The following is a 15560-nucleotide window of genomic DNA, read 5'->3' as shown; positions in this document are numbered from 1 at the left end:
TCCTATTCAAATACTGAGTTTTTTAGTTGTTCTAACGCCTCATCTGTAACATTTAGCGGGATCGCACAATTTGGCGAGAGAATAAAAGGCTGGTTTTTCATTAACGTCAAAGCTTCCTTCGCCTGCTTTTGAATTTGATCTATATTGTTTACTGCAAACAATCCATGATCAACGCCGCCTACTTTAGTAGCTTTAAGATTCGCTTCTAAACCTGGATTGCCTTCGGCTATAGTATCCCAGCTGATCCCATCAATACGATAATCATTGAATTTCTCCGGCTTTGCATGGGCTCCACAGGTATGAAGGATGTTTTTGCCATAGCTTGCGGCCTCCAAGACAATAGAATCATAGGGTCTGGACAACTCGTCGAACATCGCTTCGTCAAACAATCCCGGATGTGCTGTACCTGTCACCGCGTAGAACAAACCATCTGAACCCGCATGCTGCAACTCTTGCACATAATCAGCTAAGGTTAATGAAATAGCATGTAACGCATGGTGTGCTGCCGCTCTATGCTCTTTAAACAACGATTCCAAAGTAACAGGCTGCTCAATGCCAAACACTGTTTTTGTTACATATGCAGAACGCCCTACGATAAACAGCAACACCGTTAATGGCGAAAATACGGTTTGGATTAGCGGAGTGTCCGATAACCCTTGACGAATTTTTCTGACCGCCTCTAAATGCTCCTGCAGAGATGCAGTCTGGGTTGCCTTTTTCACTTCGAGATCCCACAGGTTATCGGCTGTAGGAATAGCAGTCGTCTTCTGTCTTGGAAAGACAGTCTGATAATCCGTAAAGTCATACTGATTACCCCAAGCTTCAGCTAAATAAGTTGCTCTAGGATTAATTTTGACCCAGTCCCAATCATATTTTTGCGTGAAAGAAATCGTTGTTGCTGCTAAATCTTCTGCATTTTGTTCCTTGTCAATAAAATGACGCCATCCGCTGACAATGTGACGATCCGCCCGTTCTCTGGACAATATTGCTTTAAACCGATCTTGCTTACTCCATTCACTCATCTGCCAATCCCTCCATGTCTCTGTAATAACTAATAGCGGCGAATTTTTCTTGCCAGCTTGTTACCTAAAGATTGAATGCCTTGCACCAAAATGATGAGAATAAGAACGGTGGCTACCACGACTACGGTGTCAAATCGCTGGTATCCATAGACTATGGCCAAGTTGCCGACTCCGCCGCCGCCTACTGTTCCGGCCATTGCAGTTGCACCTATCAATCCGATCGTTGCTGTTGTCAATGACAGGATTAAGGATCCGACCGCTTCCGGCAACAAAAAGTACCAGATGACTTGAAAGGGAGTAGCCCCCATCGCCTCTGCGGCTTCCAGAATTCCCGGATTCACTTCAAGCAGCGAGTTCTCTACCAAACGTCCTATATAAGGCGCGATATAGATAATCAGCGGTACGATCGCTGCGCTTGTCCCAATCGAAGTATGCACAATGGCCCGTGTAAACGGAACAATCGCAACCAGCAAAATAATAAAAGGTAGAGAGCGAATGATGTTAATCATCGGATTTATGATGGCGTAAAGGGCTTTGTTCTCCAAAACACCGCCTGGACGAGTGATTACAAGCAATATCCCGATTGGAATCCCGAGCAGGGAACCAAGAAACAAGGAGAACCCTACCATTTGAATCGTTTCTATTATGGCCTGCATAAATTGTTCACTTGTTACTGTGGTCGAAAACATAAGATTCTACCTCCTCTACACCGACTCCGCTTCTTTTCAGGAAAGCTAAAGCATTGTTAATCTCTGATTGCTCTCCATTTAATTGAATGATCACTGTTCCGAGTGTCGTTTCTTGAATCTCTGTCATATTCGCAAATAAAATATTGACCTTTATCTCGGAAAAACGAATCATCTCATACAGAACGGGCTCAGATGCACTTTCACCAACAAAACTGAGTTTATAGAGCAGACTTCCATGTTCTGCTTTTATTGATTTTTGAACGCTGGACGTCATGCTGTTTTGAATAACGGTTTTCACAAAATTTTGCGTGGTCTCATGTTTGGGTTGACCGAATACATCCAGCACGCTTCCTTGCTCGATGATCCGTCCCTCTTCCATCACAGCCACCTTGTTGCAAATCTCTTGAATGACAGACATTTCATGCGTAATGATCATCACCGTAATGTTGTATTCCGCATTGATTTTTTTCAAAAGCTGTAAAATAGATCGTGTTGTCTGTGGATCTAAGGCAGAAGTCGCTTCGTCACACAGCAGGATAGACGGATTCGAGGCAAGCGCTCTGGCAATCCCGACCCGCTGCTTCTGTCCACCTGACAATTCACTCGGGTAACTTCCAGCTTTGTCACTTAATCCGACAAACTCAAGCAGCTCCTGTACCCGCTTGCGGATTTCATCTTTATTCTTTTTCAACAGAACAAGAGGAATCGCGACATTATCAAATACTTTTTTAGATTCTAGCAGGTTAAAATGTTGAAAAATCATGCCGATATTTTTCTTGGCCGCCCGCAGCTCTTTATCGCTGTATGTTCCCAAATCACGCCCGGCTACTAGAACCTGTCCTTTTGTGGGTCTTTCCAAATAATTGACTAAACGGATTAATGTGCTTTTTCCCGCACCACTATAGCCGATAACCCCGAATATATCGCCTTTTTCAACCTTTAAATTGATCCCTTGCAGAGCATCAATCGTAATATCTTTGCGAGTGAATGTTTTGTACACATTCTTTAATTCAATCATGTTCATTCCCCTCAATCATATTGTAGATTTAAGATTTAGGATTAAGCCTTTTCTTGCAGCTTCTGAAGTGCTTGCTCTGCTAATGAAGCAAAATATTTAGCGGCAGGCAGTATAGCTGCCTCATCAACATCGAATCGGGGGTGATGCAAAGCATAGGCCGGGCCTGTTCCGATATTTACAAAAGCACCCGGTATCTGCTGTAAATAGTATGAGAAATCTTCTCCCCCCATTTGCGGCGGGATATCATGCACATCATATCCGGCTTCTAAGGCGACTTCCTTGGTGAAGTCAGCCCAGTCCCCATGATTGATAGTTGCTGGCGGGCCTGGATACCAATGCAATTGCGCCTCAGCCCCGGCTCCTGCAGCAATCCCTTCGATAATTCGGGTCATTTGTATAGGAATCTGGCGGCGGATCTCTTCATTGTAAGTACGTACCGTACCTTCTAATTCAACTTTTTCCGGCAACACATTCCATGTGAAGCCTCCGTTAATTCTGGTAACACTTAACACAACTGGCTCTAAAGTATTATTTTGGCGGCTTACGATGGTTTGCAGCATTGTAACAATTTGCGCAGCGGTCACAATCGAATCCACACCTTTTTCCGGAGTAGCAGCATGAGCACCAACGCCTTTTACAGTGATTTCAAACCGGTCAACACCTGCCGTTAAAGCTCCCGATCTCGTTCCAAAAGATCCTGTAGGCAAGTCAGGTGAGTTATGTAAACCGAATATAGCAGCTACATCCTTGAGGCCTCCTGATGCTAAGACACCTTCCGCCCCGTGTCCTGTTTCTTCTGCCGGCTGGAACAAGACTCTAACTCTTCCCGGCAATTCACTTTCACGCTCCTTCAACAACAAGGCAGCGCCTAAGATGGTAGCGGTGTGAAAGTCATGGCCACATGCATGCATTTTTCCTGGAATCTCTGAGGCAAAAGGTAATTCCGTTTGTTCTTCTATCGGAAGTGCATCAATATCACAGCGAATGGCCACAACAGGCCCGTCACCTTGTCCAATCTCTGCGATTAGTCCAGTCTCTAAAGGGAGGTCTAAAATATGTATATTGGCAGTTGTCAGCCATTCGCGCAGTTTCTCTGTTGTTCTGAACTCTTCATATGCCAGCTCTGGTTCTCGATGCAGGTTTCTTCGAACCTCTATCAATTGACTAGCTAAAGCTTGATCAATCTTATGCAGTGGCTTCATAGGTGAAGTAATCCCCTTTCGTTATGGACCGATATGGTCTATCTCGTTTTCTTCCATCCCTTTGATTCGCGCAAGCGCAGTAGATAAGCTGCTTAGAATATGATCCCGCATTGCTTTTTCTGCACCATCTTCATTTTTGTCAGCTATCATTTGCAGGATATAATTATGTTCTTCATCCGCCTGTGTGTTCCAATCTCCATGCATGGAGACATAGCGACAGTAGCGAAGCGAATGATCTCTTAATTGATTCAGAACTTTCTCAAAGGTCCTAAGTTCACTGATTTCAGATAAATAATCATGGAACTCAAAGCCATAGGATACAAAATCCTGTTTGTCACCTAACTGGAAGGAATGTTTGATTCGCTCCATCATCGTCGTTAAATGTAGAATATCTTTATCAGTAGCATGCTTAGCTGCACTTCTTGCAATATAGCCTTCAAGCATGCTGCGAATCAGAAATACCTCTTCCACCTCTTTGATAGTTACGGAGGCTACCCGCAACCTGCCATTCGGCTGACGAACGAGAAAATCCTCATTCTCCAATCTCTGAATGGCCTCTCTTAAAGGAGTCCGGCTGACCCCGAGCAACGCCGCCAAATTTTCTTCATTTACCGCTTGATTCGGCTCTAACTCACTATCAATAATTTTTTGTTTTAATGCATAGTAGGTATTATCCTTTGACAACCTTCGTGATCGTATCACCATACCTATATTGCTCCTCATCGATAATTTGAGAGTGGCTTTAAATATATTTGTATAATTGTATACAATTATTAAATTAATAGATTAAATAGATGATTATTTTAAAACACGTCTCTGTTTTTCAAGCTTTTTTCATACTATAAACCTATTATTCCCCCTAGTCAAGTGGGTATTATAGGTGAATAAAAACTGTCATATATCTTTCATTAATTTTTAATCCACCGATCGTTACTTCAGCAAAAAGAGCACAGCCGCAACAATAAAACTGTATAGTAAAGTCAATGTCTATCTCATACATTTAGTATATTGTATAAAATAGAAACAACTATGTAGGAGCGATGAAAGTGAAAAGATTTTACATAATAATTACTTTAGTTTCTTTTGTTGTGTTCTCGTTCTTAATCTTACGAACTTATGAAAAAGAAATTTTCGGGTTCAATCAAATATCTTCTAAAGAATATGATGGGAACAACGTGGAAATCAAGCGAGATAAATATAACTTGCGGAATTTTGAGTGGTCCGGAATCTTTCCTTTATACGGCGGCTTTATCTCTGATCCTCATTTTTTGTATTCGGAGCCCGTTGATGTAAAAGAGTATCTGTCTTCAGTTTTCCATGATAAGAGTGTTAGATACCAGTTAATCGATGTTAATCCTTTTTTCAATAACAAAACCAGCGAAAATATATTAGCTATGGAAATTGAAGGGTTTCCATATGAATATAGGCTTAGAGTTCCCGAAGATTCATATCTTAGTACTTTACAACATGATGAACCAATGAGCGTATTTTTTTATAACGAAGACACCTTATATTTTGTTCTGCAGTACGGGTTCTCGGAGGGGGAATTTCTGATCTATGAGGTTGGTTCTCCTTTCGCTGAAGATAAAGAGCTTGATTATCACTTAATTGATATTAAGGAAAGTCGTATCCTAGAATCTTTAGATTTTCCTCTCTCGCCAGATCAAATTGACAAGCTAATAACACATACTTACAGTTCATTCTATCAGCCGTATACACAATATTTGAATCCAGATTATGCAAAGAATCAGGTGGAATCGCAAAAGGACAGCCGCATACACCTACCCGTGTATTACGGCGCTAATTTGAATATTAATCGTAATGAAATGAAGGGTATTCGTAATGAAGAGTTTAATTCAAGAGTTCAAAATCGATATGAGTTTATAACATCACGTCAAAATGTCGAAATTGCGAATTCCCCGGATACTGAGAAAATGGTTATAAAATCATTGCATAGCAACTACTATGATTTCTCATTCCTTGGTGATTCATTTGAGTCATCAGAGTTCTCCATTCGTAATGAAACAAAGCTTGTCCTCATTGACCGTGATTACAGAGACAGGTTGTTAAGTTATATAGATCAATATAAAAAGCTGCGTAAAAATGAGACTAAAACAACTTCTTATTTTACAGAAGAGACTCCTTTTAGGGTTGAAATCATTACACAATTTAACGATGAAATGACTATCGATAGATCGGTTTTGTCTGCATTGTTATTTCCTAATGCCTTTCCTCAGACAAGAAAATCAATGAATTCAACCGAATATGCTTTGCCAAACAACGCATTTGAGCATTTATTTATTTTGGATTTTAACGATGGATATTCATTAAAGCTCTCCTATACTGAAGTACAAAAGCTAGAAGATTATTTAAGGGAAATTAAATAGGGTCTAAGAATCTCCAATCAGTAAAAGAGACCAAAAGCCACTAACGCAGGTTAGTGGCTTTGTCTGTTCATAGCTTGCAATTTTATCATTACATCGAAATAGGACCCACTACCGGATGAGGAACATATGGCTCTTCCAGCGACGCAATTTCTTCAGCTGTTAACGTAATGGAAAGAGCGGCTACGGCATCTTCAAGGTGAGACATTTTCGTGGCACCGATAATTGGGGTTGTTACCGGTTCTTTCTGCAACACCCAGGCAAGTGCAATTTGAGCACGGGGAACACCACGTTGCTCTGCGATTGCTGCAACTTTCTCTACAATCAACCGGTCCGTATTTGCAGTCGCATCATATTTAGATTTCTGGACTTGGTCGGTTTCGGAGCGATGTGTGGTTTCCGACCAATCACGCGTCAATCTCCCTGATGCAAGTGGGCTATATGGAATAACAGCGATTTTTTCTTCCTTACAAAGCGGCAGCATCTCTCTCTCCTCTTCACGGTATACGAGGTTAAAATGATTCTGCATGGATACAAACTTAGTCCATCCATTGTTCTCAGCTACATTTAATGCCTTTAGAAACTGCCAAGCGTACATGGCAGAAGCACCAATATACCTAGCCTTCCCGGCCTTAACAACATCATGCAATGCTTCCATCGTTTCTTCAATGGGAGTATTGAAATCCCAGCGGTGAATCTGGTACAGATCCACATAATCTGTTCCCAGTCTCTTAAGACTCTTATCTATTTCACTCATGATCGCCTTTCGGGAGAGTCCAGCACCGTTTGGGCCTTGATGCATCCGGAAATAAACTTTCGTCGCCAGGACAATTTCATCGCGATTAGCATAATCCTTTAAAGCCCGTCCAACGATTTCCTCGCTTGTTCCGTCTGAATATACATTTGCTGTATCAAAAAAATTGATCCCATTCTCCAGAGCTTGTTTAATAATGGGACGACTCCGCTCTTCATCAAGGACCCATGGATGGACCCATCGTTCTGCTTCACCAAAGCTCATACAACCCAGACATAGCCGAGAGACATCCAAACCAGTATTTCCGAGTTTCACATATTCCATTTGATTGTTCCCCACTTCCCCATAGATATTGTTTCCTTCAAATGTAGTTTACTCCTTGGAGTTAACTCCAAAGCAAGCGAAATTATTACACGCTGCGGATGAATAGATGTCTTCATTGACCATAGCCGCTAAACACGGTAATCGTTACGCTTAATAGAGCAAAAACAATATAGAGAGGATGAACCTGATGTTGGAACACCATAGACAGACAATGGAGAATTTCGTGAACAAGCTGAAAGTTGACGCTTCATGTCTGGCGGTCATCACCTCTGGGTCGGTTGCCCGGGACCGGGCGAAGGAAACTTCCGATGTGGATGTCCATCTGTTGGTAACTGATGAATCCTACGAAGCGCATGCAAGAAACAACAACCTGTCTTATGTGGACCGGGAGGCCAGCACCTATGAAGGCGGGTATGTGGATGTGAAGGTGATTAATCTCCACTTTCTGGAGCTGGCCGCTGAGCGCGGTAACGAGGCGACACGGTATGCGTTTACCGGTTCACAAGTGCTTTTCTCAAGAATGCCTGAACTGGAGCGTCTTGTAGCTCGAATCCCCATTTATCCCGAAGAGAACCGTGAGCGCAATTTGCGGGACTTCAACGCGCAGATTCATCTGCATGCTTTTTATTTCGCTAAGGAAGCCGCCAAAAATAACGATGCCTATCTAATGGCGCATACGGTAAGCAATCTGGTATTTTACAGCGGGCGGATGATCCTGGCCTATAACCGTATGCTCTTTCCCAGCCACAAGGCCTTGCTTGAAACGGTCGAGACCGCACCGCACAAACCGGAGGATTTCAAACAGCGGGCTACAGAGCTTCTACTCAATCCGAACGTCAATAAAAGCACACGGTTTGCAGCGATGATGCTCTCTTTCCACAACCCCGGGCTTTCCTCTGACCAAGCACTGGGGATTTATGTAAAGAACAATGAGCGCAACTGGATAGACCAGCCGCCTCCCTTGTCAGACCGTTAATCCGCACAAAAAAACAGTCTGATCCCTGGACCAGCAGTTCTGGCCACCGGATGCAGACTGTTTTCTTATTTACCTATAGCTCCAGGCTTGTTCGGCCACAGCCATCATTCGCGCTTGAAGAGTTACCCGTTCCAAGGAACGCTCCAGTCCAGCTTCACGGGTCCCGTCCATTATTTCAACGAAAGCTCGAAGCTGGTTCACGTAATAATTCATTGGTTCAAAATCTTGAACTGTACTGCGGTCATCCGGCAGATCATGGCGTATTTTCATAGGATAGAATCCTTTGAGCGGCCGTAAGAAATCGGGTACCGTCAGCACCGTCTGATCAAAATAAAGGGTATGCGAGGCACGGTAAGGCAGCTCAAAGGAGATCAGACATTCCGCATCCAGCCCGCTGTCATACTTAAGCGATGCCTGAAAAGTCCAGTCGCAGCCGTCCGGACCGTCAAATTGCGACTGCCCGGAGATTTGTACATGTTGAAGCCCCACTATGTTCTCCACGAACTGTAGCCAGTAACAGCCCAGGTCGGCAAAGGCACCGCCGCCTTTTGACTTGATGCTGCGGTAATTCCCGGAATGTTGGTCCTTGGCAGGAATGGTTATGCGGGTCTTCAGACTGCGCAGCTGGCCATATTGACCGGAATCAATGATAGATTTGAGCGCCTGCTGCCAAGGATGATGGGCCACCATCAGGCCTTCGACTAGCTTCGGTGCTGTAGGCTGTGCCGCAGCCGTCCCCAATTGTTCCGCCTCTGCGGGAGTCAAGGCAATTGGCTTCTCGACCAGCACGTGCTTGCCAGCCGCCAGTGCCTTGAGGGCCCACTCTGCATGAAGATCGTTACTGAGAGCGATATATACCGCATCCAGCTCCTTCATTTCCAGCAACGCCTCAAGACTGCCTGCAACTTGGGGGATGTTGTATGCGTAAGCCAGTTCCACGGCCTTTACCGGAGTGCGGTTGGCAATAGCGGATACGGTAATATCATCAACATAACGAGCCGGTTCCAGCAGAGCAGGCCTGATGATATTAGAAGCACCGAGAATGCCGAGCTTGTAAGAGTGTCTCCCGCCTTCAATCCTCATACATGTGTCAGTGCCGAATAGGTATTCAGGTACAGCACATTGCACTTGGAGCAGGCCGGGGACAACCCTTCATCCAGAATCCGCCGCAGCCGGTCATAACGCTCGGAGTTCCAAATATCTGTTAGCGTTTGTTCGTTTACATTGCCGATGGACAACTCAGAAAAGAACTTGCAGGCGCTCACATCGCCATTCGGGGCAATATCGACCCGGGTGCTAAGCGCCAGACATTTCGAGGTGCTGCGGGATGCCATCGGCTTGCCGGCCACGAAATCCTCAATCTCATCGAAGTCCAGTCCCGGCTGGTAACGGATGCGGGTATTTTTCCAGGTGTGGGCATTGATCCGTTTCAGATCTTCTGTCAGCCTGACCACATTGTCAGGTTTGATATGATACTTGAAGGCATGCCAGCTGCTGCGGTGGTCCGGGCTCAGCTCGGCAAGCCATTGGAAGCGCTCGTCATAGAACCGGTCCATTTCCAGACTGGTCTCACTGGATATATACCAGGGGAAGCAGAGCAGCACCAGATCGACACCCTTTTGCTCGAAGAATTCCACCATTTCGTACAGCTTGCCGATCATATTGTCATTGATCACATTATGCACTGATATTCTGCCTCTGAACTTCCCTTGCTCCCGCAAGGCAAGCAGCCGGTCCACAACCTCGACCACTTTTTGAAAAGAGCCTTTCCCCCGCAGCAGATCATGTTCTTCCTCGAAGCCCTCAATCGGGATCAGCAGTTCCAGGTTGTCCGAGATCGCACACAGCTCCTCTTCATATTTAGAGAGAAGAAGGGCATTGGTGCAAATCGTCGTATCTCTGGGATGCGCCTTGAGCAGCTCCAGAATTTGCTGTGTATCGCGGTGAAACAACGGCTCTCCACCCCACAAGTACAGTCTGGACTGTGCTTCATCGGTCTCCTCCAGCAGTTCGCGGATCATGTCCAGCCTCATGTCGAGATTCTGTTCGGCCTTGTCCATATCATGGTGATAGCCGGATTCATTCCACTGATAGCAATGCTTGCAACGAAGATTACAACGGTTGGTCAGCTTGAGCGACATAATTTCCGGCATCACGGTCTTGAAGCCAGGATCAAGCTTCCGCTCTCTATGAGGAACGACTACATTTTTGATGGTGCGTTTCAGCGCTTCAAAGGACTTGGCGTCCAGCGCTACTTTGCTGCTTGGTTGCATTAGCTTCTCCCTTCTGCTGCATACAGACGTTCTGCATAGCTTTTGGCATAATCAGGATACCGTTCTCTCGATGTTAGGATGTTCTCCGATAACCTCCGCAGCAGTTCACGGTCAAAGCCAGCCTGCTTCCACTCCTCATAACGGATACCGAAGCCAAGCCCGACCCAGAGATCACTGTTGATTTGCTCGTGGGGACCGAACGGGTCCAGCAGCACGAGCGGAGTCCCGGAAGACAGTGAATCGACCAAGGCACCACCCCCCGGCTTACTGATGACTGCGGAGGCCTGGCGGATAACACCATACATGCCTTCCTGATAGTTCTGGCAAGGCGGGAACCGGTTCTCCCCGCTGCCGCTCACCTTGGCAAAGGGAGGGAAGCTGTAGTGTCCGCTGCTGTCACGGAGCCATGTCCTCCACTGCGGATCATTCATATAGTAGTGTCTTCCGTGGATTTCTTCGCCGATCTCCTCATTGCTGTAAGCAGCTATATCAAGCAGGTAGCCCGCTGCCTCCAGCTCAGCGAATTTCTCGCGGAATGTTCCGATTCCCCAACCTCCGCCATGCACAACCAAACGGCCATTCCTTACCGGCATGGGCAGCGGCTCGATACCCGTATCAATTCTACACAGCACCTTCCGATTCACAAGGTCATACATGTTCACTTCATGGTAGCCCTGCGCATATCCAGGGTTCAGTCTGCGGAGGTTCTTCCAGGAAGGAGAGAGGTCCGCATCGATATAGAGCAAATCGGCCAAGACTTCATGAAAAGCCGTTTCCCGGTACATATCCAGTACATGAACCCAGTGTCCGGAGAGTGTAATGAAATGCTGCCTTCCTTCCCCGCGCCAACGTTCAAATAGCGCTTTGACCACAGTGGGATCAAGGCTGTTGCGGATATCCCCCGGTATTTTTTGCGAAGTCAGCGCCACGGCAAAATTCTCCCTGTAAGCTTTGCGGCTGTTATCTGTCGTCTTCTTCTTATCCTCAAACATTAAGGTTTCGAAGACCTCCACCTCCGCCTTGATTCCCAAAACCTTCAGCGCCCGTTCAATCAGCAGGCCAGGGACATAAAAGCCCAGCCCAAAGCCAGAACATAGTATTGTCACTGTATCCTTCATTGGCTGCTTCCCTTCATTTCCGCAAAATAGTATATCCGCTGCTTTGCAGCGCCTCGTCCAGCTTGACCGACAGCTCCTTCTTATGCGCAGTATCACGGTAAGCGAGCGCCGCATATAGCTTGCCTTTGGTGCCTGCGGAGTGCTCCTTGCCCGGCGGATGAAGCGTACCTGAAGTTAACGGAATCACGCCTTCCCCGTTTCCCGCGCCGAACAGAATATTCGCTTGCTCCAAATGCCGCAGCAGCACTTCATAAGAGGCTTGCTCCATAGAAACCAGCGGAACCTGAATCAGAACCGTATGGATGTCTTCCCGGTTCAGATACCGGTCTACGCTGTGCTTGATCAGACTCATCGATTTTCTTGCGTTAATCTCGACCAGAGGTGCAATTGAGCCGTCGCGCAGCAGCATCGAATCGACACAGACATCGCCATAATAGCCATCCTCGTAGAGATTTCTCCCTATACTGTGCATGATTTCACAATAATTCTCCTGCTCCAGCCTATCCAGCAGCGCTTTGCCGGGAGACTGTGATTCTCCGAAGGCAAACCCGTTGTTCACCAGTTGCTGCACAGACACAATGGAGATTGCACCTGCTTGATCAATGTGAAATTGACAGGAGAAGTCCATTTCGCGGTCAAGCAGCCGCTCCAGTACAAAACGGATTCGCTTCTCCTTATTCCTGCCGGATTCCAGATACCCGGCAATTCTGCGCAGGGTCCGCCCGGAATCTACCAGCTGGTTTCCTTTGCCGGAAACACCATACTCATCTTTGATCAGGAATGGGCCCTTCTCCAGCAGTTGCAGCCCGGTCTGCAGCAATTCCTGGACGCTGTCAACCGTTAACCCTACGTTCGGCAACGACAATCGGTCCCGCATCGCAATCGAGTAGGATTTGGTGTTCACGCTGCGTACCGTCTGCTCGTCCGGCAGTTCGGGCTGAAGGCGGTAGCGCCTTAGGGCATTCTGTGTTCCGGGAAGCACGGCAAAAGGAGAAAGCGACGCTCCCCCGGGTATCATCCTGGCTAATGGGCCTTCCGGGTCCAGTCTGTCCAGCAGCTCAAATATATTCAGACTCTCCTGCGCAGCACCTTCCTCTTGCAATGTCATCGGATACACATTGGTAGTGAATGCGTAGCCGAGGGAATGCAAATAATCGACCTGCGCTTTGTTCATGCCGTAACGGGTCAGCAGAACATCGCCGCTGCCGCAGAATACAAACAGCATTTCATCCATAGCCTGCACAATGGACATCCCGCTCAGGTCGGGAATGGAAGGCAGCGCGGCGAGGTCTTTCTCCCGCCAGTACCGTTCCGACTCAAAGCTGCCGCAATGCACCGTAGTCTTCATTGTCCGGTAAGTCCGGCAACATAACCCGTGAAACGGTCTACCGATTTCAAATGCCCCAGATCAAAGGTATCGAAATCAACTTCGACATTGAACTCATCTTCGATCCTAAGAATAAAATTAATAATCTGGAGTGAATCCAGAGCAGCGTCAATCGTCAAATCGGAGCTGCCGTCAAGCGTTTGCAATAACGCCGGATCCTCCTTGATTTCCGCTATGATTTCAATAACTTTTTGCTGCATGTGTATACTCCTTTCTCTGTGCTTACTTGGATGGAATGAAAAGAATATACCAAATTTAAAACTGTTAATATATGGTTGAATGCGCCAAAATATTCAGTTATACTAAATGGATTCCAGACTACTAATCTTACTTATTCTTCTACTTCTAGCTGAAACGGAGGTTCGTCTATGGAGGTTTTTCCGGTAGTTGCTGGGGAATATCTATTTGACACAAATTCACCGGTTCAAGTGTTGCTGACCGAAGAATCGCTCACATCTGTTCTCCACCAGCATGATTTCATGGAGATCGCATATGTACTTGAGGGAGAGGGCATTCAGCTTATCGCCGGGGACAAGATACAGGTTGCAAAAGGTGATCTGTTTGTCATCCCGCCTGAGGTATCCCATGTGTTCCAGCCCCGGGATCTGAGTGGAACACAGCCGCTGCGGATCTTGAACTGTATGCTGAGTCCTGAGGTATTCAAGCTTCCTGCCGCTTTGCCGGCGCTCTTCACGGGGCTGTTCGATGAAGAACAGCAACTCCGGTTGCGGTTGCGGTTGCGGTTGCGGTTGCGGTTGCGGTTGCGGTTGCTGAAAGAACAGAAATCCTGGTTCGGATACCATGGGCAGGGAATGGAACTGGAGGTCTTGTTCCGCCGCATGCAGGAGTTACATAACAACAGCCCATCGGCGGATCCACTGAGGCTGTATCCCTTATTATTTGAACTTCTAAGGATTGTCGAGCCTTGTGCGGGTGTTCCTTTCACAGACCGTTTACAGCAGGCAGATGATCCGCTGCATGATGTAATTCTATATATGGTCAGCAATTTTAAGCAGAGAATTTCATTGAAGGAGATCAGCCGCTATATTTCCATGAGCTCACGCCAGTTTCAAAGACTGTTCAAGCTGAAGACCGGCAAATCCTATATCCAGGTGTTTCAGGAAATACGTATGAAATACAGCTGTGCACTGCTGATGTTCACAGACTTCGGCATTCAGAAGATTGCGCTTGAGGTCGGGATTGGAGATATGAAATACTTCTACCGTTTGTTCCGCGAATACAGCGGGATGACACCGGGGAATTACCGCAATTGGGGGCACAGTCATTTCTCAGTTGGCAAGGAGATGATAAGTTTTGCTGAACATCCTGCCCGTTAAAAGCACCCCCTACCCTACGCTTCGCAGCTGTATCGATGACTGTATCCAATCAGTGGCTGAATGGCAGGGTAAAGACAGCAAGTACATGTACGGCAATGCCTGGCAGTTCTCCTTCAAGCAACAACGGTCTTCAGAACAGTCCATCATCGACCGGGTATCTACTCCGCGAATCAGCAAGGAGTATCTGGCGGCTTATCATGGGATAAATTTCACATATATTAACCGGGAAGAGCCGGCGATGGACAAGTCTTTTTTGCTTGAAATGCTGGAGAAACGGCTCGCTGGCGGCATGCCTGTTCTGGTAGGATTCGATTCCTATAGCTGCCCCTGGTGTCTGGCCTACCGTAGGCTGCATACTTCACATGCCTGTCTGGCTGTAGGCGTCGATCGTTCAAGCCGGAAGATTTATTTAACGGATGGCTACTACAGCCGTCCCCTGGAAACGGTGGATTTGGATGAATGGGAGTCCGCCTGCCATTTCTTCGCAGAGTTCAGCCTGTGCGAACCATCGCGCCCCCTTGGGCAATGGCGCCTTGCCCTTGAGCATACGCTGCTGAATCAAGAGCATGAAGTCCAGCCGCTCCAGGTTGCGGAGCATCTAAGGGCCTATGCTGATGCCTACCTCGAGACAGGAATAATCGCCGAGAATCCCGAGGAATATAGTGCCTATTTCTTGCTGGCTGCCAACACCCTTCCGATCACACGGATAAGGTACAGCCTTTTCCTGAGTGCCATTTCCGCTGATCAAGAAGTGCCTGAGCTTACCCGGATTGCCGAGGGCTACCGGATTGCCGGGGAGATGTGGAATATGGTGAATCAATTTATGATAAAGGTGATGCGTTCGGGTAACAAACCGGCACAACGCGGCAAAATCCATAAGAAAATGCTTGAAATCATTCACTCGGAAGAAGAGCTGCTGCTTGAGCTGGTGCAATTAGTGAACCAGCCCGCTTTCAAGAGTTAGATTTCCCATAGACACCACTACAAATAGACCGCTCCTTATTAGGAACGGTCTTCTCTTATTACGCCTAGATCAAATAGATTTTAAAAATTCGTTAACGGCTTGAGTTTTTTTA

At 46.6% G+C, this 15560-nt stretch carries 15 protein-coding genes; 4 read left to right on the top strand and 11 right to left on the bottom strand.

Features of this window, described 5'->3' with window-relative positions; translation table 11 throughout:
• Positions 1-2 precede the first annotated feature (2 nt).
• From NYE29_RS23300 to NYE29_RS23280, 5 genes are read right to left on the bottom strand one after another with little or no spacing between them, the layout of a single operon-like run.
• On the bottom strand, positions 3-1022 hold the full coding sequence (locus NYE29_RS23300; RefSeq protein WP_340897727.1) for a uroporphyrinogen decarboxylase family protein: 1020 nt from the start codon (positions 1020-1022) through the stop codon (positions 3-5).
• Positions 1023-1051: 29 nt separating this feature from the next.
• Positions 1052-1711, bottom strand: a complete 660-nt coding sequence (locus tag NYE29_RS23295; protein ID WP_038593806.1) for a methionine ABC transporter permease — start codon at positions 1709-1711, stop codon at positions 1052-1054.
• Positions 1686-2729: a methionine ABC transporter ATP-binding protein gene (locus NYE29_RS23290; protein WP_340897725.1), complete on the bottom strand. Its 1044-nt coding sequence runs from the start codon at positions 2727-2729 to the stop codon at positions 1686-1688. The genes NYE29_RS23295 and NYE29_RS23290 overlap by 26 nt, the downstream gene beginning before the upstream one ends.
• A 41-nt stretch (positions 2730-2770) precedes the next feature.
• Positions 2771-3922: an amidohydrolase gene (locus NYE29_RS23285; protein WP_445322217.1), complete on the bottom strand. Its 1152-nt coding sequence runs from the start codon at positions 3920-3922 to the stop codon at positions 2771-2773.
• A 30-nt stretch (positions 3923-3952) separates the two neighbouring features.
• The gene (locus tag NYE29_RS23280; RefSeq protein WP_076114509.1) at positions 3953-4636 is read right to left on the bottom strand and encodes a GntR family transcriptional regulator; all 684 of its coding nucleotides are present in this window, start codon (positions 4634-4636) and stop codon (positions 3953-3955) included.
• A gap of 341 nt (positions 4637-4977) precedes the next feature.
• Between NYE29_RS23280 and NYE29_RS23275 the strand changes: the two genes are divergently transcribed.
• Positions 4978-6318 (top strand): hypothetical protein, encoded by a 1341-nt coding sequence (locus NYE29_RS23275; protein WP_340897722.1) that lies wholly within the window; start codon positions 4978-4980, stop codon positions 6316-6318.
• 88 nt (positions 6319-6406) lie between these two features.
• On the opposite strand, the gene NYE29_RS23270 is transcribed toward NYE29_RS23275, so the two are convergent.
• On the bottom strand, positions 6407-7393 hold the full coding sequence (locus tag NYE29_RS23270; RefSeq protein ID WP_340897720.1) for an aldo/keto reductase: 987 nt from the start codon (positions 7391-7393) through the stop codon (positions 6407-6409).
• Between the two features lie 223 nt (positions 7394-7616).
• Here NYE29_RS23270 and NYE29_RS23265 point away from each other — a divergent pair, with 223 nt between their 5' ends.
• Complete coding sequence (locus NYE29_RS23265) at positions 7617-8369, top strand: nucleotidyltransferase domain-containing protein (protein ID WP_340897719.1); 753 nt, start codon at positions 7617-7619, stop codon at positions 8367-8369.
• Between the two features lie 69 nt (positions 8370-8438).
• Here the strand turns inward: NYE29_RS23265 and NYE29_RS23260 are convergent, their stop codons facing one another.
• From NYE29_RS23260 to NYE29_RS23240, 5 genes are read right to left on the bottom strand one after another with little or no spacing between them, the layout of a single operon-like run.
• The gene (locus NYE29_RS23260) at positions 8439-9452 is read right to left on the bottom strand and encodes a Gfo/Idh/MocA family protein (RefSeq protein WP_340897717.1); all 1014 of its coding nucleotides are present in this window, start codon (positions 9450-9452) and stop codon (positions 8439-8441) included.
• On the bottom strand, positions 9449-10642 hold the full coding sequence (locus NYE29_RS23255) for a radical SAM/SPASM domain-containing protein (protein ID WP_340897716.1): 1194 nt from the start codon (positions 10640-10642) through the stop codon (positions 9449-9451). Before NYE29_RS23255 ends, NYE29_RS23260 begins: the two co-directional genes overlap by 4 nt.
• Complete coding sequence (locus NYE29_RS23250; protein WP_340897715.1) at positions 10642-11760, bottom strand: UDP-glucuronosyltransferase; 1119 nt, start codon at positions 11758-11760, stop codon at positions 10642-10644. Before NYE29_RS23250 ends, NYE29_RS23255 begins: the two co-directional genes overlap by 1 nt.
• Before the next feature lie 13 nt (positions 11761-11773).
• On the bottom strand, positions 11774-13108 hold the full coding sequence (locus NYE29_RS23245) for a hypothetical protein (RefSeq protein WP_340897712.1): 1335 nt from the start codon (positions 13106-13108) through the stop codon (positions 11774-11776).
• Complete coding sequence (locus tag NYE29_RS23240) at positions 13105-13347, bottom strand: acyl carrier protein (protein ID WP_340897711.1); 243 nt, start codon at positions 13345-13347, stop codon at positions 13105-13107. Before NYE29_RS23240 ends, NYE29_RS23245 begins: the two co-directional genes overlap by 4 nt.
• 168 nt (positions 13348-13515) lie before the next feature.
• On the opposite strand from NYE29_RS23240, the gene NYE29_RS23235 reads away from it, so the two are divergent.
• Together NYE29_RS23235 and NYE29_RS23230 are read left to right on the top strand one after the other, a co-directional pair.
• Positions 13516-14484 (top strand): AraC family transcriptional regulator, encoded by a 969-nt coding sequence (locus NYE29_RS23235; RefSeq protein WP_340897709.1) that lies wholly within the window; start codon positions 13516-13518, stop codon positions 14482-14484.
• A complete protein-coding gene (locus NYE29_RS23230) occupies positions 14462-15448 on the top strand; it encodes a hypothetical protein (RefSeq protein WP_340897707.1) in 987 nt (328 codons plus the stop codon). Before NYE29_RS23235 ends, NYE29_RS23230 begins: the two co-directional genes overlap by 23 nt.
• Positions 15449-15560: the final 112 nt, after the last annotated feature.

Source organism: Paenibacillus sp. FSL M7-1046, assembly GCF_038007405.1.
Classification (GTDB): Bacteria; Bacillota; Bacilli; order Paenibacillales; family Paenibacillaceae; genus Paenibacillus_AQ.
This window is presented reverse-complemented; position numbering and strand designations above follow the sequence as displayed.

What these genes read in the sequence shown, in the direction of transcription:
- NYE29_RS23300 (WP_340897727.1), bottom strand. Translation starts at nt 1,022, where the DNA reads ATGAGTGAATGGAGTAAGCAAGATCGGTTTAAAGCAATATTGTCCAGA.
- NYE29_RS23295 (WP_038593806.1), bottom strand. Translation starts at nt 1,711, where the DNA reads ATGTTTTCGACCACAGTAACAAGTGAACAATTTATGCAGGCCATAATA.
- NYE29_RS23290 (WP_340897725.1), bottom strand. Translation starts at nt 2,729, where the DNA reads ATGATTGAATTAAAGAATGTGTACAAAACATTCACTCGCAAAGATATT.
- NYE29_RS23280 (WP_076114509.1), bottom strand. Translation starts at nt 4,636, where the DNA reads ATGGTGATACGATCACGAAGGTTGTCAAAGGATAATACCTACTATGCA.
- NYE29_RS23270 (WP_340897720.1), bottom strand. Translation starts at nt 7,393, where the DNA reads ATGGAATATGTGAAACTCGGAAATACTGGTTTGGATGTCTCTCGGCTA.
- NYE29_RS23260 (WP_340897717.1), bottom strand. Translation starts at nt 9,452, where the DNA reads ATGAGGATTGAAGGCGGGAGACACTCTTACAAGCTCGGCATTCTCGGT.
- NYE29_RS23255 (WP_340897716.1), bottom strand. Translation starts at nt 10,642, where the DNA reads ATGCAACCAAGCAGCAAAGTAGCGCTGGACGCCAAGTCCTTTGAAGCG.
- NYE29_RS23250 (WP_340897715.1), bottom strand. Translation starts at nt 11,760, where the DNA reads ATGAAGGATACAGTGACAATACTATGTTCTGGCTTTGGGCTGGGCTTT.
- NYE29_RS23245 (WP_340897712.1), bottom strand. Translation starts at nt 13,108, where the DNA reads ATGAAGACTACGGTGCATTGCGGCAGCTTTGAGTCGGAACGGTACTGG.
- NYE29_RS23240 (WP_340897711.1), bottom strand. Translation starts at nt 13,347, where the DNA reads ATGCAGCAAAAAGTTATTGAAATCATAGCGGAAATCAAGGAGGATCCG.
- NYE29_RS23235 (WP_340897709.1), top strand. Translation starts at nt 13,516, where the DNA reads ATGGAGGTTTTTCCGGTAGTTGCTGGGGAATATCTATTTGACACAAAT.